The organism is Phenylobacterium sp., from assembly GCF_024508875.1.
Lineage (GTDB): Bacteria > Pseudomonadota > Alphaproteobacteria > Caulobacterales > Caulobacteraceae > Phenylobacterium.
On the sequence record NZ_JANINU010000355.1, the window covers coordinates 1 to 21,470 of the forward strand.

General features: G+C 69.0%; 24 protein-coding genes and 1 tRNA gene. 9 read left to right on the plus strand and 16 right to left on the minus strand.

The genetic code is table 11. The features are described 5' to 3' along the window. Window positions 1–779 (plus strand): DUF6537 domain-containing protein (locus Q0L11_RS23895; RefSeq protein WP_367183481.1); only part of this gene is annotated, 779 nt, incomplete at its 5' end. On the opposite strand, the gene Q0L11_RS24720 is transcribed toward Q0L11_RS23895, so the two are convergent. From Q0L11_RS24720 to Q0L11_RS23910, 4 genes are all read right to left on the minus strand, one after another. After that, window positions 776–1,309 carry a DUF805 domain-containing protein gene (locus Q0L11_RS24720; RefSeq protein ID WP_367183482.1) on the minus strand — a complete coding sequence of 178 codons (534 nt, stop codon included), beginning with the start codon at window positions 1,307–1,309 and terminating at the stop codon, window positions 776–778. The genes Q0L11_RS23895 and Q0L11_RS24720 overlap by 4 nt on opposite strands. Continuing rightward, window positions 1,200–1,787, minus strand: coding sequence for a hypothetical protein (locus Q0L11_RS23900; protein ID WP_296600667.1), 588 nt, complete (start codon window positions 1,785–1,787; stop codon window positions 1,200–1,202). The genes Q0L11_RS24720 and Q0L11_RS23900 overlap by 110 nt, the downstream gene beginning before the upstream one ends. A 187-nt stretch (window positions 1,788–1,974) precedes the next feature. Continuing rightward, window positions 1,975–2,469 (minus strand): YkgJ family cysteine cluster protein, encoded by a 495-nt coding sequence (locus Q0L11_RS23905; RefSeq protein ID WP_296600668.1) that lies wholly within the window; start codon window positions 2,467–2,469, stop codon window positions 1,975–1,977. Continuing rightward, window positions 2,466–3,137 (minus strand): spermidine synthase, encoded by a 672-nt coding sequence (locus Q0L11_RS23910; protein WP_296600670.1) that lies wholly within the window; start codon window positions 3,135–3,137, stop codon window positions 2,466–2,468. Before Q0L11_RS23910 ends, Q0L11_RS23905 begins: the two co-directional genes overlap by 4 nt. Window positions 3,138–3,504: 367 nt before the next feature. Between Q0L11_RS23910 and Q0L11_RS23915 the strand changes: the two genes are divergently transcribed. Beyond that, window positions 3,505–4,713, plus strand: a complete 1,209-nt coding sequence (locus tag Q0L11_RS23915; RefSeq protein ID WP_296600672.1) for an acyl-CoA dehydrogenase family protein — start codon at window positions 3,505–3,507, stop codon at window positions 4,711–4,713. 35 nt (window positions 4,714–4,748) lie between these two features. On the opposite strand, the gene Q0L11_RS23920 is transcribed toward Q0L11_RS23915, so the two are convergent. Both Q0L11_RS23920 and Q0L11_RS23925 read right to left on the minus strand, forming a co-directional pair. Then, window positions 4,749–5,699, minus strand: coding sequence for an alpha/beta hydrolase (locus Q0L11_RS23920; RefSeq protein WP_296600674.1), 951 nt, complete (start codon window positions 5,697–5,699; stop codon window positions 4,749–4,751). A gap of 2 nt (window positions 5,700–5,701) precedes the next feature. Next, on the minus strand, window positions 5,702–6,118 hold the full coding sequence (locus Q0L11_RS23925; protein WP_296600675.1) for a surface-adhesin E family protein: 417 nt from the start codon (window positions 6,116–6,118) through the stop codon (window positions 5,702–5,704). Window positions 6,119–6,266: 148 nt separating this feature from the next. Between Q0L11_RS23925 and Q0L11_RS23930 the strand changes: the two genes are divergently transcribed. Both Q0L11_RS23930 and Q0L11_RS23935 read left to right on the plus strand, forming a co-directional pair. Then, window positions 6,267–7,298 (plus strand): aspartyl/asparaginyl beta-hydroxylase domain-containing protein, encoded by a 1,032-nt coding sequence (locus Q0L11_RS23930; RefSeq protein WP_296600677.1) that lies wholly within the window; start codon window positions 6,267–6,269, stop codon window positions 7,296–7,298. Between the two features lie 110 nt (window positions 7,299–7,408). After that, window positions 7,409–7,624 carry a hypothetical protein gene (locus tag Q0L11_RS23935; protein WP_296600678.1) on the plus strand — a complete coding sequence of 72 codons (216 nt, stop codon included), beginning with the start codon at window positions 7,409–7,411 and terminating at the stop codon, window positions 7,622–7,624. Between the two features lie 3 nt (window positions 7,625–7,627). Here Q0L11_RS23935 and Q0L11_RS23940 read toward each other — a convergent pair whose 3' ends face one another. Continuing rightward, entirely contained in the window at window positions 7,628–8,800 is a 1,173-nt protein-coding gene (locus tag Q0L11_RS23940) for a serine hydrolase (protein ID WP_296600679.1), read from the minus strand. 77 nt (window positions 8,801–8,877) lie between these two features. Beyond that, window positions 8,878–10,182 (minus strand): tetratricopeptide repeat protein, encoded by a 1,305-nt coding sequence (locus Q0L11_RS23945; protein ID WP_296600681.1) that lies wholly within the window; start codon window positions 10,180–10,182, stop codon window positions 8,878–8,880. Window positions 10,183–10,357: 175 nt separating this feature from the next. Between Q0L11_RS23945 and Q0L11_RS23950 the strand changes: the two genes are divergently transcribed. Together Q0L11_RS23950 and Q0L11_RS23955 are read left to right on the plus strand one after the other, a co-directional pair. Then, window positions 10,358–10,987 (plus strand): TetR/AcrR family transcriptional regulator, encoded by a 630-nt coding sequence (locus Q0L11_RS23950; protein WP_296600682.1) that lies wholly within the window; start codon window positions 10,358–10,360, stop codon window positions 10,985–10,987. Window positions 10,988–11,063: 76 nt separating this feature from the next. Continuing rightward, a complete protein-coding gene (locus tag Q0L11_RS23955; RefSeq protein ID WP_296600684.1) occupies window positions 11,064–12,182 on the plus strand; it encodes an NAD(P)/FAD-dependent oxidoreductase in 1,119 nt (372 codons plus the stop codon). Here Q0L11_RS23955 and Q0L11_RS23960 read toward each other — a convergent pair. Then, window positions 12,179–12,880 carry a PEPxxWA-CTERM sorting domain-containing protein gene (locus tag Q0L11_RS23960; RefSeq protein ID WP_296600686.1) on the minus strand — a complete coding sequence of 234 codons (702 nt, stop codon included), beginning with the start codon at window positions 12,878–12,880 and terminating at the stop codon, window positions 12,179–12,181. The genes Q0L11_RS23955 and Q0L11_RS23960 overlap by 4 nt on opposite strands. Window positions 12,881–13,069: 189 nt before the next feature. Between Q0L11_RS23960 and Q0L11_RS23965 the strand changes: the two genes are divergently transcribed. Next, window positions 13,070–14,020, plus strand: a complete 951-nt coding sequence (locus Q0L11_RS23965; protein WP_296600687.1) for a nitronate monooxygenase — start codon at window positions 13,070–13,072, stop codon at window positions 14,018–14,020. On the opposite strand, the gene Q0L11_RS23970 is transcribed toward Q0L11_RS23965, so the two are convergent. From Q0L11_RS23970 to Q0L11_RS23985, 4 genes are read right to left on the minus strand one after another with little or no spacing between them, the layout of a single operon-like run. After that, entirely contained in the window at window positions 14,021–14,887 is an 867-nt protein-coding gene (locus Q0L11_RS23970) for an alpha/beta fold hydrolase (protein ID WP_296600688.1), read from the minus strand. It abuts the gene before it with no gap. A 38-nt stretch (window positions 14,888–14,925) separates the two neighbouring features. Continuing rightward, window positions 14,926–16,167, minus strand: a complete 1,242-nt coding sequence (locus Q0L11_RS23975) for a PQQ-dependent sugar dehydrogenase (RefSeq protein ID WP_296600689.1) — start codon at window positions 16,165–16,167, stop codon at window positions 14,926–14,928. Between the two features lie 14 nt (window positions 16,168–16,181). Continuing rightward, window positions 16,182–17,933 carry an asparagine synthase (glutamine-hydrolyzing) gene (gene asnB, locus Q0L11_RS23980; RefSeq protein ID WP_296600691.1) on the minus strand — a complete coding sequence of 584 codons (1,752 nt, stop codon included), beginning with the start codon at window positions 17,931–17,933 and terminating at the stop codon, window positions 16,182–16,184. Continuing rightward, the gene (locus tag Q0L11_RS23985; RefSeq protein ID WP_296600693.1) at window positions 17,933–18,961 is read right to left on the minus strand and encodes a glycosyltransferase; all 1,029 of its coding nucleotides are present in this window, start codon (window positions 18,959–18,961) and stop codon (window positions 17,933–17,935) included. The genes asnB and Q0L11_RS23985 overlap by 1 nt, the downstream gene beginning before the upstream one ends. A 102-nt stretch (window positions 18,962–19,063) precedes the next feature. Here Q0L11_RS23985 and Q0L11_RS23990 point away from each other — a divergent pair. Continuing rightward, a tRNA-Met gene (locus Q0L11_RS23990) sits at window positions 19,064–19,140 on the plus strand. Window positions 19,141–19,179: 39 nt separating this feature from the next. On the opposite strand, the gene Q0L11_RS23995 is transcribed toward Q0L11_RS23990, so the two are convergent. After that, window positions 19,180–19,389, minus strand: a complete 210-nt coding sequence (locus tag Q0L11_RS23995; protein ID WP_296600695.1) for a hypothetical protein — start codon at window positions 19,387–19,389, stop codon at window positions 19,180–19,182. Window positions 19,390–19,571: 182 nt separating this feature from the next. Between Q0L11_RS23995 and Q0L11_RS24000 the strand changes: the two genes are divergently transcribed. Then, window positions 19,572–19,766 carry a hypothetical protein gene (locus Q0L11_RS24000; RefSeq protein ID WP_296600696.1) on the plus strand — a complete coding sequence of 65 codons (195 nt, stop codon included), beginning with the start codon at window positions 19,572–19,574 and terminating at the stop codon, window positions 19,764–19,766. Here the strand turns inward: Q0L11_RS24000 and Q0L11_RS24005 are convergent. Both Q0L11_RS24005 and Q0L11_RS24010 read right to left on the minus strand, forming a co-directional pair. Next, window positions 19,763–20,383 (minus strand): class I SAM-dependent methyltransferase, encoded by a 621-nt coding sequence (locus Q0L11_RS24005; protein ID WP_296600698.1) that lies wholly within the window; start codon window positions 20,381–20,383, stop codon window positions 19,763–19,765. The two genes, Q0L11_RS24000 and Q0L11_RS24005, sit on opposite strands and share 4 nt — an antisense overlap. A gap of 18 nt (window positions 20,384–20,401) precedes the next feature. Continuing rightward, window positions 20,402–21,445 (minus strand): DUF2125 domain-containing protein, encoded by a 1,044-nt coding sequence (locus tag Q0L11_RS24010; protein WP_296600700.1) that lies wholly within the window; start codon window positions 21,443–21,445, stop codon window positions 20,402–20,404. Between the last annotated feature and the right edge of the window lie 25 nt (window positions 21,446–21,470).

The following is a 21,470-nucleotide window of genomic DNA, read 5'->3' on the forward strand; positions in this document are numbered from 1 at the left end:
CGCTCTACCGGGCGATCCGCCTGAACGGCGTCGAGGCCGAGGCCAACCTCCAGGCTTTCGAACTGGGCCGCAAGGCCGCCGCCGACCCGACGGCGCGGGGCAAGCGCGAGGACGACGTCCCCACGCCCGAGACCATGCCGCTGGACGAACTGCTGGCCCATCGCGCCCGCGAACTGACGGCCTACCAGAACAAGGCCTACGCCGACCGCTACCTGGCCAGGGTCGAGAAGGTGCGCGCCGCCGAGGCGGCCCTGGGCTCTACCGACCTCACCCGCGCCGCGGCGGTCAGCCTCTACAAGCTGATGGCCTACAAGGACGAGTACGAGGTCGCCCGCCTCTACACCGACGGCCGCTTCGCCAAATACCGCGAGCAGACCTTCAAGGGCGGCAAGGCCAAGGTATGGCTGAGCCCGCCGCTGCTCGCGCCCAAGGGCCCGGACGGCAAGCCGCGCAAGACGGCGTTCTCGCCCTGGATGCTGGACCTGGCCTTCCCGACCCTGGCGAAGTTCAAGGGCCTGCGCGGCGGGCCACTGGACATCTTCGGCAAGACCGCTGAGCGCAAGATGGAACGCCGCCTCATCGCCGACTTCGAAGCCGACCTCGACCGCCTGGTGGCCGGTCTCGACCAGGGCCGCCACCACCTCGCCGTCCAGATCGCCCAGGTCCCACAACAGATCCGCGGCTTCGGCCACGTGAAGGACGCCTCGGTCGGCCCCGCAAAGGCCGAGGCCAAGCGGCTGTGGAAGCAGTGGGACGAGGCGAAGGCGCCGGTGGCTTAGTGGGAAGGGAGCCGTCGTGGGCCGTATTGATTGTCACCAGGGACTCCCCGAGCGAATGCCAGGTACATAAGGCCCGCACCAAACCCCACGAGCAAAACAGGGTTCTCGGCCTGGGGTAGACCTGCGAAGGCTAAACCGGTGACCACGACCCGAAGCCCGATGCCAACAAAGAAGATCATGATGGCGCTATGGCCCAGGTCGTGAAGGCGTCGGACGATGGTCGGAGCCGCCAAGGCCATTGGCAGAAACAGCGCGAAGAAGCTTGGCCAGAACCAAGGGGAATCGCCGAGCCCGTCAGGAGCGATGCTCTCGAGCCAAGCTACGTAGCCAGCTTCCAGAGCCACTAGCGGCCCGACGATCCAGCCGAACTGGGAGCGCTCGCTTCTACCCTTAAAGCTAAGCAACTGGATGGCTTGCAAGCTATCTGCTGCCTTGGCGCGTACCATTGCGCTCCATTCCCGCCTTCGCTGCTCCGGCTGGATGTCCGACAGCCGCCGCGCTGCCGACCTTGGCCCATGGGGGCGGCCCATGCCAGAGCTGTTCGGGGAGCGTAAGCGGCGGTTTTCCATCCCAAGACTTGTTCATCCGCATATGGATCGCAGGGTCCTTCATGGGATGGATGTTCCACGGTTGGTTCTTGATGGCGTCTGGAACAGATTTGCCCCATCCATTCTGCGGTATCGCCCAATGGTGGCCATGCTGGCCAGGCGCGAGATAACCCTTCTCGCCCATCCATGCGCGCACACCGTTGCGGCCCTTCCATGCATGGGAGCCTGCTACTTTGAAGGCCCCTTTGCCCACTCCCTTCACAACTGCGCCGGCAAGAAAGAGATCAGAAGCCGCAAGCGCGCCGTTTAACGCCGCACCCGCGATGTCCCCCTCGTAAGCGTCCGCGACCGCCTCGCGAGCTGAACCCCAGACGGGCACCACCGACTCCACGACGCCGGGATGCTTGCGCCACCACTCCTCCTCCTGCTTCGCATTGTAGGCCTTCTGCTTTTCGATCATCGCGGCGTAAGCGGGACCATCAGGGTCGGGAACCGAGCGCGGTTGATCGCCTCGGGCGTAAGAGCCGGGGCCAGCCAAATCTTCTCTCCATGTTTTCGCTTGTAGCGGCGCGGTCACCCTTCGAGCTACGCCAACGCAATGGCATAGCTTGCAGCGAAAATCAAGAACAAAAAGGGAACATATGCCTTTAGCTGGCGATGGGCTCACCCAGCTCCACCGTCACCTTCCCATCCGTCCCCTCCACCACCTTGAGTTCTGACCGCGGATCGATCTCGCCGAGATCCACGTCCTCCTTCGGCGTGACGACCCACGTCCGCCGCCCGGCGACCGCCACGACCAGCTTGCCCTTGCCCCAGTGCTCGGTCGCGAAGGCCTTGAGCGCCGCGTACATCGGGTTCCGGCGCCAGGCCTGGGGGTTGGCCACGTCGCAGCGGGCGATGAGCCAGACGCCTTCGGGGTCCTGGTCGAGGACGACCTTGGTCTGGTCGGGCCGGAAGCGGTGGGGCATCTCGGGGTCCATCAGCCAGACGCACTCGAAGGTGCGGCAGCTATGCGGGCGGGTCGCGTAGATCCCGCAGCCGGCGCCGGGCTTCGCGTGCGCGCAGAGGCGGCCCATTGGCTTCTCCAGCTCGGCCACCGCCAGCACCCGGCAGCATTGCACGCACGGCCCGCAGGACTTCACCGCGAGACGCCCACCCAGATCACGTGGCGCGGACCCTTGCCCGACGGGCTGGCGCCCACCTTATGTTCGGTCACGTTGAAGCCCGCGTTGGAGAAGCGCCTGGCGAAGGCCGGGTCCGGCCCCGCCGACCACACCGCCACCACGCCGCCCGGCCGCACGGCCCGCTTCAGGTTGGCGAGGCCCCGCAGGCCGTAGAGGGCGTCGTTGGCGTCACGGTTCAGGCCGTCGGGGCCGTTGTCCACGTCCATCAGGATCGCGTCATAGGGCGGCTTCGCCTCGGTCAGCCGGTCGGCCACGTCGCCCTGGATGATCCGGCCGCGTCGGTCGGCGAGCGTGTCGCCGTAGAGCGGCGCCAGATGGCTGCTGGCCCAGCCGATCACCTCGGGCACCAGCTCGGCCACGGTGACTTGCGCGTCCTTGGGCAGGTCGGCCAGCGCCGCGCGGAGGGTGAAGCCCATGCCCAGGCCCCCGATCAGCACGCGCGGCGCTTTCCCTTCCGCGAGCTTGGCCCAGGCCAGTTTGAAGAGCGCGACTTCGGAGCCGCAGAGTCGGCTGTTCATCAGTTCGATGCGGCCGGACATGATGGAATAGTCCTGGCCGCGCTGCATCAGCTTGAGCTCGCCGCCGCCGGGGATCTGGGCCGTGTCGAGATGGATCCAGGGGTTCATCGCCCCTGCATACAGCCTTACGCGCGGGCCGGCGCGCGTTCACACGGTTCGTCGGACTTCGAATTCGCGGGCGCGCTCAAGGGCATTGGCCGCAGGGGCACGCGGCCCGCCAGGAAGCATCGCTCGTTCAGGACGCGGGCCAGAAAGCAGCGGCGGTCGAGGGCGGCGAGGGAGGCCATGGTGGGGTCTTCGAGGGCGGCGTTGGGGAACGGCGGCCCGTATGACCGACCCGCGCGCGCCGCCCTAGTTAAGCTTGCGTAAGAATGCCGCTCGTCTTCGGGCTTCTCTGCCGCCGCGTCAGCGGCGCTAAGCCTCGGTTGATTGCATGCCCGCGAGCCGTAAGCTGGCGGAAACTGGAGGAAATCCCATGGCCGACTTCGGCGGCGACACCGATCTCGAAGCCTTCCGCAGCGAAGCGCGCGGCTGGCTTGAGGCCAACTTCCCGGCCTCGCTGAAGGGCAAGGCCAGCCTGGGCACGGCCGAGGTGCGGGTGAAGGATCCCGATCTCGAAACGTGGCGCAAGGCCATGGGCGAGAAGGGGTGGGGCACGCCCACCTGGCCGAAGGAGTACGGCGGCGGCGGGCTGTCGCCGCAGCAGGCTCGTGTCCTCCTGCAGGAGATGACGAAGCTGGGCGCCTTCAACCCGCTGATGTTCGGGATGGGCGTCACGATGGTCGGCCCGACGATCATGGACTACGGCACCGAGGAGCAGAAGAAGAAGCACCTGCCCCCGATCATCCGCGGCGAGGTCCAGTGGTGCATCGGCTACTCCGAACCCAACGCCGGCTCCGACCTGGCCAGCCTGCAGACCAAGGCCGTCGACAACGGCGACGGCTGGACCGTGAACGGCAGCAAGATCTGGACGAGCGGCGCCCAGTATTCCGATTGGTGCGGAGCCCTGGTGCGGACGGACCCTTCGGCCAAGAAGCACGAGGGCATCAGCTTCATGCTGATCGACATGCATCAGCCGGGAATCGAGGTGCGGCCGATCCCGCTGATCGCTGGAGCCTCGCCCTTCTGCGAGACCTTCTTCACCGACGCCAAGGTGGCGCGGGACGGCCTGCTGGGGCAGCTCAACGTGGGCTGGACCGTCGGCAAGCGCCTGCTGCAGCACGAGCGCGCCAGCCAGACCGGGGCCTCGACGGGCGCGAAGCCGCCGCCGCCGCTGTCGGTCATCGCCAAGAAATACCTGGAGCTGGACGGCCAGGGCCGGATCGCCGACACCGACCTGCGCTCGCGCCTGACCCGGCACGAGATGGACGCCAAGGTGCACGGGCTGACGCTGGCCCGGGCGATGGCCGAGGCCAAGGGCAACAACAGCCCCGGAAACGCCGCCTCGGTTCTGAAGAACTCGGCGACCCACGTCGCCCAGACCCGCGCCGAGCTGACGCTGGAGATCATGGGCGCCCAGGGGCTGGGCTGGGAAGGCGACGCCTTCAAGCCCGAGGAGATCGAGACGGTGCGTGGCTGGCTGTTCGGCAAGGCGATGTCGATCTACGGCGGCTCGTCCGAGATCCAGAACAACATCATCTCCAAGCGCATCCTGGGCCTGCCTGACACGACCCAGTCCACCTGACTTGAGCGCCCTTCTCCCGCACAGGGAGAAGGGCGTCAGGCTGCCGGAGCCTTCAGTCCCGCCAGGAATGCCCGCAGGTCCGCCGCCGACCTGTCCGGGAGCTGCTCCATCGGCACGTGGCCGCCCTCGGGATAGACCACTAGCTTCGCGCCGGGGATCGCACCGGCCAACTTGCGGGAGTTGTCGGCGGGGATCACCTGGTCCTTCTCGCCGACCATCACCAGCGTAGGGACGGTGATCGCCCGGAAGGTATCGGGCGTGACCCTGTGTTGGGGCGCTCCGCCGCGGCCGCCGGTCAGGATCGCGCGATGGCCCGGCGCGCGGGCGAGCTCGGTGTAGCGCGTGACGAGATCAGGCGTGACGAGGCGCTTGTCCTCATAGGCCTTTTCCAGTCCGCCCTTGGCCATCAGGCCCGGGTCGGCGTTACGCAGCATCCAGCGGCCGACAGGATTGCCCAGCAACTTGAAGACGGCCGGCTGCCCCTTCGGGCGCTCGCCGGACGGCCAGCCGCCGGCGTCGACCAGGACGAGGCCGTCCAGCTTGTCTTGGTGGGCCAGGGCGTAGTTCCACGACACCCCGCCGCCCATCGAATTGCCGCCCAGGACGAACTTCTGGACGCCCAGCTTCGTCACCACGTCGTCGACGACCTGCACGCTTCGGTCGGTCGAAGGGACGTAGTCGTCGGGCGCACGCGTCAGGCCGTGGCCCGGCAGGTCCAGGGTGATGACGCGGTAGTCCGGCAGCCGCTGCACCCACGGCTCCCAGGCATGCAGCGAGGCGGAGAAACCGTGCACCAGCACGACGACCGGCGCGTCGCGCGGGCCCTGATCGCGGTAGTGGACGCGCAGGCCGCCCGGAAGGTCCATGAAGTGCGATGCCGGACTGGCGTATTTCGCCTCCAGCTTCGGATAGGGAATGTCGCGGGCGCACGCGCCCAGGGACGCGGCGGCGAGGCAGAGGGCGAGGATCCGCGGCAGGGCCTTCATCGTCAGGTCTCGCTCAGGGCCTTGCAGGCGAAGGCCATGCGAACGGCGCCGACCGACGCCGGCTGAGGCGCGGTCCAGGGCGTGGCCTGGAAGCGCGGCGAGCGCCAGGACTTGCCCTTCAGGCCGGGCTCCTCGTGGAAGATCTCGTCGACCACGCGGGAGACGCCGCGGCGGCAGTCGAACTCGCCCAGACTCTCGACCGACCGAAAGGCGAAGCCGTCGCGCTCCAGACGCTTCTCGGCGTCGTAGGCGGTCCAGGCCTGGCGCACGCCGTCCTCGCCGTTTGCGTGGTGGCGCATGAACACCCAGGTGTCGTCGCTGGCCGTGATGAGCGTCCAGCCGGCGCGTTCAAGACCGAAGGGCGCGGCCACGGCGGGCGCCGCAGCGAGCAGGGCGATGGCGAGGGGGACAATCCGCATGTCGGAACAACGCCTCGAATGGCGCCGTCTGTCCAGGCGCCGCAAGGTCAACTACCGCTCGTCGCAGAACTGAACGCGTTCAACGACCCTGAAATATCGGCGCGCATTTCGCGTGTTAGCGCGCGTTCACTCCCCCGAGTTGAGTTGAGTGAACGTGATCAATCCCGAGGATCTCCAGATCCGCCAGCTCGTCGAGGCCATGGAGCCCGGCGATTTCCGGACGCTGGTCCTGACGGCGCTTCAACACGAGGTGCGCGGCGAGCGCCGCGCGGCGGCCGCGACCTACCGTACGGCCCTGCAGCGCTTGCCCCGCTTCATGTCGCCGTCCCTGCGGCCGGTGCTGGAGCACGCCAAGGCGGTGAGCGATGCGAACGACGCCGAGCTCGAAGGCTTCCTCGCGGATCGGCTCGCGGGGCTGCGTGCGCGCCACCACAACGCCCGGCTGGATCGCGTCGACAGAAGCCTCGACATCCTCCTGCGCAAGCGCCGCGTCTATCGCCCGCAGCCCAGTTTCATGTACGTGCCGGAATTGCCGGCTATCGAGTTCTACGACCGCGACCTCTTCCCGTGGCTCGACGCGCTCGAGGCCGCGACAGCCGATATCCGAAGCGAGCTGCTGGCGGTGCTCGCCGACGGTCCGGAGGCGATTGAGCCGTACGTCGCAGTCGATGGGCTACCGCAGCCGCGCTGGGCCCAGCTCGCCAACTCGCGGCGCTGGGGTGTGTTCTACCTTTGGAAGGCCGGGGAGCCGGTCGCGGAAAACCTGGCGCGCTGCCCGAAGACGGCGAAGGCGCTGGAGGCGTGGCCCCAGTGCCGCCTGGAAGGGACCGGCCCTTCGGCCGTGTTCTCCATCCTGGAGCCGCACACCCGCATTCCCCCGCACGTTGGGGTCAACAATGCCCGCCTCATCGCGCACATCCCTCTGATCGTGCCGGCCGGATGTGGCTTCCGGGTCGGGGCCGAAACCCGCGAGTGGGAGCCGGGGAGGGCATTCGTCTTCGACGACACTATCGAGCACGAGGCGTGGAACGACAGCGACCAACCCCGCGCCGTCCTGATCGTCGATTGCTGGAACCCCTACCTCAGCGAAGCCGAGCGTGAGGCGGTGACCGCCATGACGGAGGGCGTCAGCGCCTACTACGGCGAGCTTCCGGCCTACGCCCGCGGCGCCGAAGGCTGAGATATCCTGAACCGAACCTAAACGGCGGCCTCAGCAATTCCTCAACGCTATGCGGCGATGATCATCCCGAACCGCGCAGGACGCGCAGCAAAAGACGCAAGGTGATGACAATGGCGGTCTCTCACGCCATCGACTGGGTTCTCCTCGACCACGCCGCCGAACAACCTGTCCACGTGGGCGACGTGGTGTCGGCCGAGCCGGGTGGAATGCCCATCTACAAGGTGATGGCCGTGGCGGGCCGGGAGGTGCAGTTGGCCAACGAGCGCAACGCGCCGGTCGGCGCGCTGCCTCTGGACCGCTTCCGCTGGCGCGGATCGGAGCACTGACGCCTACATCGCGTTCGCCGCGGCGCGGGCCGCGTTCAGGAATGCGGCGCGGGCCAGGCTGAGCTCGCGTCCGGTCGCCTGGGGCCAGGCGGCGTTGGTCACGATGACGATGCGCTCGTCGCGGAAGACGGTGATCGACTGTCCGAAGATGCCGCGCGCTTCGAACGCGCCGTTGTCGGGCATCCACCAGAAGTAGCCGTAGCCGCGCTCGCGCGTGCCGTTGGTGATCTGCGGGGACGTCGCCTCGTCGACCCAGCCGGCGGGGAGGATCTGCCGGTCGCCGGCCTTGCCGCCCTCCAGCATGAACTGCCCGATCCGCGCATAGTCCCGAAGCGTGATCGACATGCAGCAGCCGCCGCGTTCATGGCCGGCCGGATCCACCACCCAGATGGCGTCGCGCTCCATGCCGTACGGCTTCCAGATCTTCTCGGAAGCGTACTGAGACAGGCTCTTGCCCACCGCGTTGGAGACCAGGATGCCCACCAGGTCGGTCTCACCGGTGTTGTAGTTGAAGAACGTCCCGGGCTCATGGGCGCGCGGCAGGCGGCTCATGTAGGCGACCAGCGGGTTCTTGCCCGGCTCGAACGGCAGGGTCGCCGACTGGGCCACGTCCGACTTAGGGTCGGTGTAATCCTCGTTCCACTTCACGCCGGAGCTCATCATCAGGAGCTGGCGCACCGTGACGCCGTCGTAGCCGGAGCCCTTGAGTTCCGGAATGTAGTCGGTCACCGGCGCGTTCAGGCTCTTGATCTTGCCGTCCTGGATCGCGGCGCCGACGAGGGTCGAGGTCACGGACTTGGCCACGGAGAACGAGGTCCAGCGATCCTCGGGCTTGCGGTCCAGGCCGTACCGCTCCAGCACCACCTTGCCGTCCTTGAGCACGATCACGCCGGAGCTCTTATAGGCCTTCATGTAGTCGTCGACCGACCAAGTCTTGCCGCCGTATTCGAAGGTGAAGTCGATCTGCTTGTCGGCCTTCGGCAGCGGATGGACTTTGTCGCCGCGCTTCACCGTCTCGACCCGATAGACGCTCTCGATGTCCCGGTACCAATCGGACTGCTGCTGCGGCGCCCAGACCAGGATCGAAGGAATTCCCGGCCGTGTGGGGACCTGGGCCTGCGCCACGCCCCCCGCCAGCGCCGCCGCCGCCAAAGCCACTCCGAGAATTCCACGCATGCCGAACGCCTCCCCGATTTTGGCGGGGAGGCTAAGGGCGTTGGCGTGAGTGAACAACGCCAACCTGAGCGCCGAGGTTACGCCGCGATGGCCGGGGTCTTCGGTGTGGTGAGCGGCTGGGCCCCGTCCCGTTCGGCAAGCAATGCTGCGTGCAGGCTGTCGTCGCCGGAGAGCCGTGCGGCGGAGAGGAGCGTGAGGTCCAGCACATCGCGCTGGGCGTGGCTGCCGCCGAACCGATGGTGCTTGCCGCGCAGGCCCCTCAGCAGGTCCGTGGCCTGGCCGTAGCGGCCCTGGCCGAAGGCGTGCAGCGCCTGGATCGCCGGCTGGCCCACTTCGCGCACGAAGTAGGCGTTATCGCCCGGCCCGTTGAGGGCGGCGGACTGGGTTTCGAGCAGCGCCCGCGCCTGCGCCTCGCGGCCGGCGCCCACATAGGCCATCATCGCGTGGGTATCGACGAAGGCGCTGAGGCCGGCAGGCTCGCGGGCGAAGTTGTCGGCCAGCCCGGCCCACCGATCGCCCACGTCCACGCCGGCGAGCTTCAGCCGCCAGAGCATCGCCGCGGCGTCGACCATGTCGAAGCTGAAGGTCGTGGCGGCGCCGTAGATGGGGCCGTCGTAGAGCCGGAGCACCTCTTCGGTCTCGCCCAGGCCGATATGGAAGAGCGCCGTGTGCCACCAGTTGTGGACGCCCAGCATGGCCTCCGCCTGCCAGGCCTCGTTCTCGTGGCGCATCCAGCGCACGCCGTCGGCGTGGCGGCCCTGCATGAGCAGGGCATGGGCGACACCGTGCTGCGCCCAGTTGTTCCGGGGCTGGAGCGCGATGGCTTCGCGGCCGCAGGCCTCGGCGCGGGCGTAGTCGCCGGCCTCCTCGTAGCCGAACGAAAGCAGACCCTGGATCGCGTGCCAGCCGGGCGTGTCGGCCGTCCATGCCGGCAGCACGCGGACGATCCGGTCGCGCAGCATCCGCGCATCGCCCAGCAGGAAGTCCAGCGTCTGGCCGACCTGCAGCGCCAGGACGTCCCGCGGCCACGCCAGGTTCACGTCCTCCAGCAGCCGCGCCGCGGTGCGAACCTCGCCAGCCAGCAGGCTGCCGATAGCCGCCAGGTGCCCCTGCTCGCGGGCGTTCGCGCCGGGCAGGTCCTTGGCGACCGCGAAAGCCTGAGCGCCCATCGCCGCGGTCTCGGCGTTGGACCCGATGAGGGTCATCCAGGCCTGCAGGACATAGCCCATGACGCAGCCGGGGCTTTCACTCAGCGCCGCCGCCAGCGGGGTCATCGCATCGCCCGCGTAGCAATGGTAGGCGTCCAGCGCCTTCTGATATAGTCCGGCCGCCGCCGCGCTCGCGCCGGTCAGTTCCAGGCCGTGGTGATCCTTCACCTTCATCTGCATCTCCTTTTCTCGGACGGAGAGGGGTACGGCCTCGGAGATTTCGGCTCTAGCGGTTGCGCGGTCGGTTCTTCGAACGTGCCGGTTTCCATCGTGTTTTGAAAGCCTTGTCGCGGCTCCGTCAGAAGGGTGAAGGACAATGCCGACGCCGCCTCCGGAGAAAACCGTACCTATGGTGCAGCCGGCGCGGCGCACGAAGGGCGAGCGCACCCGCGAGCGCATCCTCGACCTGGCCTATGAGGCGGTGATCCGGAAGGGCTTCGCGGCGACGTCGATCGAGGAACTGGTGGAGGCGGCGGGCCTCACCAAGAGCGGCTTCTTCTACCACTTCAAGGACAAGACCGACCTCGCGCGGCAGCTCATCGAGACCTACACCGGCCGAAACATGGATTTCCTGGACACCCTGGCGCTGCGCGCGCGGGAGCTGTCCGATGATCCGCTGCACAGTTTTCTGATCTTCCTGAAACTCTATGCCGAGCAGATGGAAGAGATGACCTCCGCCCATCCCGGATGCATGGTGGCCACCGTGACCTTCCAGGATCACGCCTGGGACCAGAGCGTGCGGCAACTCCTGATCGATCAGGTCGTCGCCTGGCGGGGACACTTCATCGGCTGGCTGGAGGAGATCGCGGCCGCCTATCCGCCGAAGGGCTACGCCCGCACCGTGGACATGGCCGACGCGATCCTGGCCTTCACCTACGGCGGCATGACCATCGCCCGTGCTCTGGCCGACGAGACCGCCATCAGCCGCCAGACCATGATGTTCCGAGAAACGGTCCGGCTGCATTTCCTCGGCGCCTGACGATCCGGCGTCATTCGACGCGCATTCGCGACGGCGCGAGGTTTCCTGCCGCAGCATTCCGCGTTAGGCGGAGGGCATGGCCGAGTTCGATTTCGATGCGGTGGTCGTTGGCGCGGGCGCCGTCGGGCTGGCCTGCGGGCTGGCGCTGTCCAGGCGTGGCTTGGCGGTCGCGGTGCTGGAACAGGACGCCGCGATTGGCCAGGGCGTCTCGTCGCGCAACTCCGAGGTGATCCACGGGGGGCTTTACTATCCGACCGGCTCATTGAAGGCGCGGCTCTGCGTCCAGGGGCGGCGGATGCTGTACGCCTTCTGCGACGCGCATCACGTCGAGTACGACCGGTGCGGCAAGCTGGTCGTGGCCGAGGCGGTCGACGATCTGGAGCGGCTGGAAGCGATCCTCGCCCAGGCGCTGGAGAACGACGTCGAGGGCATAGCGCGGCTGACGAAGGCGCAGGCGCTGGCCCTGGAGCCCGAACTGTCCTGCGAGGGCGCGCTGCTCTCGCCCGAGAGCGGTGTGTTCGAAAGCCATGCCTACATGCTCGCGATGCAGGGCGAGATCGAGACCGCGGGCGGCGCGGTGGTGCTGTCTACCCCGTTCGAGGGCGCAACCCCGCTGGAGGCCGGCGGCTTCGAAGTGCGCGCGGGCGGCGCCGAGCCGACCGTGCTCACCTGCCGGTACCTGGTCACCGCGCCCGGGCTCTCGGCGCAGCACGTGGCGGGCGAGATCGAGGGGTTCCCCAAGGCGGTGATCCCGGAGGCCCATTTTGGCAAGGGCATGTACTTCCGACTGGCGGGCAAGGCGCCGTTCGCGCGCCTCATCTATCCACCCCCGATCCCCGGCGCGCTGGGCACCCATTACCGCCGCGACCTGGGCGGGCAGGGGGTGTTCGGGCCCGACCTGACCTACGTCGACGAGCCGGACTACACGGTCGATCCGTCGGCCGCCGCGGGCTTCTACAGCTATATCCGCAAGTTCTGGCCGGGCCTGCCGGACGGCGCGCTCAGCCCCGACTACGCGGGGGTTCGGCCGAAGATCCACGGGCCGGGCGACAAGCAGCCCGACTTCCGCCTGGACGCCGCCGACGTCCATGGCCTGCCGGGGTTGGTGGCGCTGTTCGGGATCGAAAGCCCCGGCCTCACCTCCTCGCTGGCGATCGGCGAGGAGGTGGCGGCGCGCCTGGGGCTCGGCGCCTAGACGAACCGGGCCGATCCGCAGCGCGCACGCCTTTGCCGCCGCATCGCGCCGCCGACGCCGGCGAAGCCCAGGATCATCATAGCCCAGGTCGCCGGCTCCGGCACCGCGGCGGCGCCCGTCGGGCGGACGTCGAACGCGATGTTGTCCAACGCGACGTTGTAGCCGTCCGGCCCCCAGCTCAGCACAATGCCGTCCGTCACCGCGGCGCTGTTCACCGCGAGGTGATTGTGGCCACCCGGATTGGTCCCGAGTGTCTCCGAGAAGAGTGTCGTCCCGCCAAGCGTCCGGATCGAGATCGGTGTGGAGGACGTCAGGTTCTTGAACGTTGCGAAGTCGAACGATAGCAACGAGATCTCGTACCCCGGCAACGCTTTCAACACGATCTCCGAACGGAAGTCGGTCGAGTTCTGGCCGCCGAACACCACGCGCTCAAGGTCGCCATAGCCGCTGTACCAGAAGAAGAGGCCGGGGGTCACCGCGCCGGTCTTTACATTGACGTACTGATAGCTCACGTCGACGCCTGGTCCGTCGCCGTACGAAGCCGGGATGCCCGCGACGCCTTCGAAGTCTAGGATCGTCGTCGCCGCGTGGGCCGAAGCAGCGCCGAATGCGGTAAGTGTGAGCGCCAGAGCGAGCGGAGCAGCAAGCCGGCGCGGCCCTCCCAGGGCGGGCGGATTTGCCGAAGAACGCTTTGTCATGAAACACCTGTGAGCGGTTAAACGGATGCACTGATCCGCACCTAGCTTCGTCGCCTGCCGGAGGCGCGCGCCGTTCGACGAAGGCCCGACTTTCCCGACGAACGCCGAATTCTTCGCCTGTGAGGTGCTCGAACGCGCGTTTGAAATTCCCAGCCAAACGAGGATAGTCGGCCCAAACCGGAGGATCCCATGAAGAACCGCATCACCGACCTGCTGGGCGTCGAGTATCCGATCGTTCAAGCGCCGATGGGGTGGATCGCGCGCTCGCAACTGGCCAGCGCGGTTTCGAACGCCGGCGCGCTCGGGATCATAGAGACGTCTTCGGGCCGACTCGACGAAGTGCGCGAGGAGGTCGCGAAGATGAAGACCCTCACGGACAAGCCCTGGGGGATCAACGTGGCCCAGGCCTTCGTGCGCGACCCGGACATCGTGAGCTTCGTCGCGGACCAGGGCGTGCGGTTCGTCACCACCTCGGCCGGCGACCCGAACAAGTATTGCGACGCGCTCAAGAGCAAGGGGCTGACAGTGTTCCACGTCGTGCCGTCGCTGTCGGCGGCGGAGAAGGCGATCGCGGCGGGCGTTGATGGCCTGGTCGTGGAAGGCGGCGAGGGCGGCGGCTTCAAGAATAGCCGCGAGGTGGCGACCATGGTGCTGCTGCCGCTGGTCTGCTCGAAGACAGACCTCCCGGTGATCGCGGCGGGGGGCATCACCGACGGCCGCTCGATGGCGGCGGCCTTCGCCCTGGGGGCCGAGGGCGTGCAGATGGGCACGCGGATGGTTTCCGCGGCGGAGAGCCCGGTGCACCAGAACTGGAAGGACATGATCGTGGGCGCCAAGGAAACGGACACCGTCTTCCTGAACCGCCACGGGCCGGGGCCGGCGCTGCGGGCGCTGCGCACGGAGAAGACCAGCCGCTTCGAGCTGGAGCCGCCGCCGAACATCATGGCCGAGATGGCGAACGCCCTGTCGCTCTACTTCGGCGGGGACATGGAGGCCGCGATCGCGCTGACGGGCCAGGTGGCCGGGCGGATCGACAGCGTGCGGCCGGTGGCCGACATCATCCGCGACACGGTTGAGGAGTTCGAGGCGGTCGTGACGAAGCTGGGCCGCCAGTACGGCAAGGCGCCCCAGCCGGCCTGACTACTTCGGCAGCGTCGCCAGCCAGTTGAGGATCTCGGTCTCCAGCCGGATGCGGGCGGTGTTCCAGCCGTGATCGGTGCGGGCGTGAACGATGGCCGCGCGCCCGCCCCGCTGCTTGACGTCCATGAACAGCTTCTCGGCCTGGGGCGCGAGGCCGTCGTCCGATGTGAGCACCAGCAGCGGCTTCTTCGCCAAACCCGGCGCGGCCGCGGCGAAGGTGTAGGCGCCCAGCGTCGTCATCTGGTCGGCCATGCTCTCGGCGGTGACGCCGGCCAGCGCCTCCATGTTGTCGGCGGCCACAGCGACGAGCTGGGCCTTCGGCGCGCCCGCCCGGTCGCCCATGTCGGCCGCCGAGATCAGCGCCGCGCCCAGGAGGCCATCGTCCGAGGCGGCCACCTGCGAGGTCACCCAGCCGCCCATGCTGTGGCCCATGATGACGATCCGCCTGGGGTCGATCCGAAGGCGTTTCGCCGTGGCGGGGTCGCGGAGGTAAGCCAGCACCGCTTTCGCGTCGTCGAGGTTGCCCGCGAAGCTGAAACTGCCCGGGCTGCCCCACGAGCCGCGGTAGTTGAACGTGATGGCGTTCCAGCCGGCGCGGCGGACCGCCTGGGCCAGGTCGAGGTTCTTCTCGTTGCCCGGTAGGCCGTGGAGGATGACCGCTGTCGGATGCGGCCCGGCCCCAGCGGCGAGATAGGCCAGGCCATTGATCTGCACGCCGCCGGAGGGGATATGCAGCACTTCGGACCGGGCCGGGTTGAGGGCGTCCGCGGGCGGGTCGGTGAAGATTGCCGCCGGGGGCCGCGTCTGGGCCGTGGCGCCCGAGCCGATCGCGAGCGCGGCGCAGGCCGCCAGCAGCAGAGACTTCATCGTCATCCCTTGGGTTCGAACCGGCGCCAGCGTAGCAGCTATTTGCGCGGCGCAACGCGGATCACGCGGCCCTTGTCGCTGTCGGTGGCGAGGTAGAGTGCGCCGTCCGGTCCCTGGACCACGTCCCGCAGCCGCTCGCCGACGTCGGTCAGCAGGCGCTCCTCGCCGACGACCCGGTCGCCCTTCAGCGTCAGGCGCGACAGGTACTTGGGGCCGAGGCCCGAGACGAACAGGCTGCCTTTCCAGGCCGGCGCCGCGTCCGAGGTGTAGAACGCCATGCCGCCGGGCGCGATCACCGGGTCCCAATAGTAGATCGGCTGTTCCATGCCGGCCTTCTGGGTGATGCCGCCCGTGATCGGGCCGCCGGCGTATTCGATGCCATAGGCGATGGTGGGCCAACCGTAGTCCTTGCCCTTGCGCACGATGTTCAGCTCGTCGCCTCCGCGCGTGCCGTGCTCCACTTCCCAGAGCTCGCCGGTGGTGGGATTGATCGCCGCGCCCAGCACGTTGCGATGGCCCAGGGTCCAGATCTCCGGCTTCGCGCCCGCGCGGCCGACGAAGGGATTGTCCTTGGGGATCGAGCCATCCGCATTGATGCGGACGATCTTGCCGAGGGTGGCGTCCAGGTTCTGGGCCTGCATCCGGCCCTCGGTGATCGAACGCTCGCCGCCGGTGACATACAGCTTGCCGTCGCGCCCGAAGACCAGGCGGCCGCCGAAGTGCTTGGTCGAGGCCATTGGCGGCGTCTGACGGTAGATGACGGTCACGCTTTCGAGCCGCGGCGCGCCGCCCTCCATGGCCAGCCGGCCGCGAGCCACGGCGGCGTTGTTGGTCCCGTCGCCCTTCGGTTCCGCATAGGCGAGATAGACGAGCCCGTTCTTCGCGAACTGCGGGTCGATGGCCAGGCCCAGCAGGCCGCCCTGGTCGCGCGCGTCCACCGCGGGCACGCCGGCGATGGGCTCGGACAGCTTGCCGTCCTTGAACAGCCGCAACCGTCCCGGCCGCTCGGTGATCAGCAGACCGCCATCCGGGGTGAAGGCCAGCCCCCACGGGCGCTGCAGACCTGTCACGTAGTCGGTCACGTCGACGGCCACGTTCGCCTTCATCTCGGGCGCGCGCGTCTGGCCGGCGAAGGCGGGCTTCTGGTCCTTGCCGTTGGGCGGGCGGGTTTCGACCGGCGCGCCCGCCTGTTGCGCTGGGTTCGTCTGGGCCTGGCCGGGCGGCCCGCCGCAGGCGGCGAGCAGGACGGCGGCGCCGGCGGTCAGCAGGAAAGACTTCATCCACATCCCCATCTTCAAATTCCCGTCGCGGCGGCCAGCGCGTCTGCCGGCGATGCGCCCTCCAGGTGGATCAGCGCCCACACGCCGAAGAACAGCCAGGGCCAGAGGGTTCCCTCGTCCCTCGGCGGACCGCCCAGCCTCCGCACGGCCTCGATGCGCCCCAGGCGCTCGCCGATCTGCGTGGCGCGAGGTGCGATCCAGGCTTCGACCGGAACGGTGAAGCCCTGCTTCTTCGCCCAGGGTTCGGCGGCGGGACAGGCGCGTTCCAGCCATTTGCGCAAAAGCCATTTGCCGTAGCCGCCGCGCACCTTGGCGCGGTCGGGCAGGCTCCAGGCGAAGGCGGCGACCTCTGCGTCCAGGAACGGCGTGCGCCCCTCCAGCCCGTGGGCCATGAGGCAGCGGTCCAGCTTCAGCAGCAGGTCGTTCGGCAGCCAGGTCACCACGTCGGCCCACTGGGCGGCCTGCAAGGATGAGAGGCCGCGCGGCGCGCGGGCCTGCTCGCGCCAGGCCGCAAGCACTTCGGGCGTCGCGCCCCGCGGCTCGGCCGGCCGGCCGCCGAGCAGCCTGGGGCGCAGGGCGCGGCGATAGCGGCCGTAGCCGCCGAAGAGCTCGTCCCCACCTTCGCCGGTCAGAACGACGGTGAGGGTTCCCTTGGCCGCCTCGGCCAGCTTGTAGGTGGGCAGGGTCGCATAGTCCGCCGTCGGATCGTCCAGCGCCCATGCGACCTGCGGCAGGATCCGCCAGAAGTCCTCCTCGCCGAAGGTCGTCTCCCGCCAGTCGAGCTCCAGCGCCCGCGCCACCTTCTCGGCCTGGGCCCGTTCGTCCTTGGCGCCGGGCGCATCAAAGCCGCAGGTGAAGGCGGTGACTGGCCGCGAGTTGAGACGCGCCATAAGCGTGGCGATGGCCGCCGAGTCGATACCGCCCGACAGGAAGAGGCCGTACGGCACGTCCGACCGCTGATGCACCCGCACGCTGTCCTCCAGGACGGCGTCGAGGCGCTGGAGCAATTTTCCCTCCCCTTCGGGGGGAGGGTGACGAGCGCCAGCGAGACGGGCGGGGAAGTCACGACCGGGCTCCGGGCTTGAACCTGTATCCCCCGCCCGTCCGCTCCCCATAAGGGGGAGGGACAGCGCCGCCCTGCGCTTGCCGCTCACGATCCGTCCGTCGCGGACCTCCATCACCTCGCCGGGGGCGAGGCGGCGCAGGCCCTGGAACGGGCTCCGCTCGCCCAGCACATAGTTGAGCTCGACGAGCTCGCGCGCCGCGCCTTCGTCCAAGGCGCGCTGCACTAGGCCGGCGGCGAAGAATGCCCGCGGCTCGGAGGCGAAGGCCAGGCCGCCCGCGTGCTCCATGATGTAGAGCGGCTTGATCCCGAATGGGTCGCGCGCGAGCCATGCGCGGCCGTCTGCGCCGATCAGGCAGAAGGCGTACATGCCCCGCAACCGACGGAAGGCGGCCTCGCCCTCCCGGGCGTAGAGGTGCAGCAACGGCTCGAAGTCGGAGCCGGTGGCGGTGGTGAGCCCGAAGTCGCGCGCCAGCTCGACGTAATTGTAGATCTCGCCATTGCCGATCACGGTCCCGCCGGCCGCATGCAGAGGCTGCCAGCCGCCGTCGAGGTCGATGATCGAGAGGCGCGCGTGTGCGAGGCGGGCGCCGGCAGCCGCCTCGGTCCGCACGCCGTTCGGCCCGCGATGGCCCAGGGCGTGGATCATCCGTTCGGCCGAGGCGTTGTCCGCCCCGCCGAGCTGGCCGGCGATGCCGCACATCAGGCGGCCCCGTAGTCGGCGAACAGCGCCTTCCACTGGGCCACGACGGCGGCCTCCGAGAACTCCGCCTCCACCCGGGCGGCGCCTGCGGCTGCGAGCCTTGCGCGCAGCATGGGCTCGTCCAGCAATTGCCGGACGGCCAGGGCTAGCGCCCCGGCGTCGTCGACCGGGATCAGCAGGCCATCATCGCCGTCCTCGATCAAAGCCTTGGGCCCCTGGCTCGCGGCGGCGACCACCGGCAGGCCGTGGGCCCAGCTTTGGATCACCACATTGCCCAACGGTTCGTATCGCGAGGGGAAGACGCAGACGTCGGCGCTTCGGTAGAGCGCGGAGGCGTCGGTGCGCCAGCCGAGGAACCTAACCCGGCCCGCCACGCCCAGCGCCTCGGCCATGCCTTTCAGCTTGGCCTCCAGTGGGCCGGCGCCGGCGATCCAGAGCCAGGCGTCGGGCAGTTCGGCCAGCGCCTGCAGCGCGACATCGTGGGCCTTGTTCTCATGCAACCGGCCCATGGCGAGGAGGAGCGGAGCCTCCTCGGGCGTGCCGAGGCTGGCGCGATCGACGGGCGCGGCGTCGGGCGGGGCGGCGGCGAAGTTGGGGATGCAGGTCACCCGGCCTGCCGGCCAGCCTTGGTCCACGATCCACTCGGCGATGTCCTCGGTGTTGGCCACCAGGTGGTCGAAGCCCTTGTAATACTTGAGGCTGTAGTAGCCGCCGAGCCGACCGATCCGCGCCCACGGCCCGCGCGGCGTATGTCGCGCCGCCCGGTTCATCCACGCCACGGCCACCTTCGTGCGTTGCAGAGCTGCGAAGCCCGCCGCCGCGGGCCGGGTAAGGATGTCGAGGGGGCCGCCGAACCTCAGCACCTTGCAGGGGACGCCCGCCCGCCTCAACCGGGCCTCCCGTCCGGCGTTGCGTCGGACGGCGGCGGCCTGGGACATGCCTGCCCGCTGCAGCGCCTCCACGAGGTCGACGAAATAGGTCTCAGCGCCGCCTTCGCCGGCTGTTCCCAGGAGGTGCAGGACGCTCATCGCGGGTGCGACCCTAACGGCAGATCGTCCTTTGCCCAAGCGCTTGAAGCGGAGCGCATGTGCCCCTATAAACCGCGCCTCGCGCGGCGAGCGCCCTGGCTTGGCTGGGTAGCTCAGCTGGTTAGAGCGGTGGATTCATAACCCACAGGTCGGCGGTTCGAGCCCGCCCCCCGCCACCAGGGCCTCGCCGCGCGATAGATACCCCGGAAAATCCAGCTTCAGGCCGCGTCGCGGGCCGCCGTCTCGGCGTCGGCTGGCGTGTTGATGGTCAGCATGGCGTCGTAGCCCTGGACCTCGGCCTTGCGCGCGGCGTTGCTGGCGGCGGTGACCGCGGCGTCGAGGCTCGAATAGGGGCCGAAGTGCTTGCCGTTCAGGCCCACCTTCCAGGCGCCGTCGATCAGGTCGACCGTGTAGTTCACCAGGGCCATGACGCGTCCCTCGCCGATTGGTCGCCGAATCGAATCCGATTCGCGCGCAGAACGCGAGTGTTCAACGGTTCGATGACGGCGCGCCCCCCTCGCACAGAGGCGTCCTGCATCTGGCACGCGGCTTGTTGCGTAACGCGTTAGGCGAGCCAAAACGGCACGCCGGCCCGAATGGAGACCTTGCTATGGTGTCTTCCGTTGTCGTGGCCCGGACCAAGTCGGACGGGCTTGAGTACCTTGCCGAAGCTGCGCCGGTCGCGTGGACCGACGCTTCGCATTCCGCCCAGCAGTTCCAGAGCGTTCGCGACGCGACCCGCGCCGCCATGCGCCTGCCCAGCCGCTTCCGCGCGTTCGCGCTGCCGGTGACCGAGGCGAATTAGGTCGTCGCCTCGCCCCACTCGTTCCAGCCGGCGAACCGTGGGGTGCCCGGTACAAACATGCTGTCCTGCCGCTCGACCCTGAAGCCGGCGGCCTGGATGGCGCTGGTGACGGGGCGCGTGAGATGGCATCCGCCGGCCAGCCGTTTCCAGACCGGCTCGATACGCCGTTGCCACTTGGCGACGCCGGGATCGGGCGCGAGCCCGTGCTCGCAATAGAGGAAGCGTCCGCCCGGCTTCAGCACCCGCTTCGCCTCCGCGAGCGCCGCCGCCGGCGTGTGGACCGAACATAGCGTGAAGGTGCACACCACGCAGTCGAATGCGCCGTCCGCGAAGGGGAGAGCCTCGGCGGTTCCGTCGTCCACCCGCACGGTCAGCCTCGGATCGCGAGGGGCGGCCTCGGCGATCGTGCGCAGTTCCGGAGCGGGGTCGACGCCGGTCACGCTCTGCACCTTGTCGGCGTCGTAGAAGCCGAGGTTCAAGCCCATCCCGATCCCGAGCTCGAGCACATGGCCTTCGGCCTTGGGCACGACCTTGGCGCGCTGCTTCATCATCGGCTTGGCCGAGCAGGCGCATTTCAGCAGTTTCGGAAGGACGAAGCGGTCGTAGAGCGAGGCCATCCGCGAACAATGGCGCCGCTAGTTCGGTTCGTACACCTTCGGCGCAGGGGCGATGGCGACCGGGCCCAGCGTCGTCTGGCCGGCTTCGAAGTTGATCGTAGCGCGCGCGACGTCGCCGTCCTGGCGGGCCTGAGCAACCGCCGTCGCCGCATCCGCGCGATCCTGCGGGATCGTCCCCGTGGCGCTCAGGGCGCCCAGGGCGCGCGGCGCCTGGCGCAGCGAGACGTCCAGAACGCCGACGGCCCGCCCGTCGGGCCCGACCCGCAGCGTGCCGGAGTTTACGCCGATCAGCGCGTCGCCGGCCGTCAGCCCGCCCCGCTTCACGCTCATCTGTCCGCCGGCGGCGGTCCAGTTGCGCACGGCGCCCGGCCAGTCCCGGCCCCGGAAGGCGCTGATCTTCGACATCCGGCCGTCCCACTCGATTGAGATCGGCTTCTCGCCCGCGATCCTGCCCAGCAGGCCCGACAACTGGGCCTTCCCATTTTTCACCGACAGCCAGACGCCGCCCTCGTCGCCCACCTCGGCTGGGGCCTGCCGCAGGTGGAATTCCACGCGCTCGGCCGCCTGCAGGCCAAATGGCTGGGCGCCCGCGGCGGGCTGGAAGGTCAGGCCCTCCCCCTCGAACGAGAGGTTGGGCGGCGTGTTCGTCAGGTGGCTGAGGCTGGCGCGGATCAGCTTTCCGGTCACCCTCACCGGGCCGCCGACCGGACGGACGAACGTCAGTCCCTGCGGCGCGGCGAGGAGCCAGGTGGTCGGGGCATGCATGAACGCCTGGCCCTCCAACTCCGGCGCCTCCAGGGCCCAGCCGGAGCGGTCGCGGATGCGCGCGTCCGTCAGGGTCACGTTCAGACGGAAGGGATAGCCGCCGATCTCGCGACCCTTCCACGCGACCTCGTATCCGGCTGCGCGCAGCGCGGCGGCGCCGGCGTCCAGGCGCGCCTGCGCCTCGTTTCGCGCCCAGAACCAGGCGGCCGTCCACGCGATTATCGCCACCAGGGCGATCCCGAAGGCGATGTAGATGCGTAGGGGGCTGAGTTTGCGGGGCGCGGACGGATCGGGCACAGACATTCCGGGGGCTGGCAGGTGC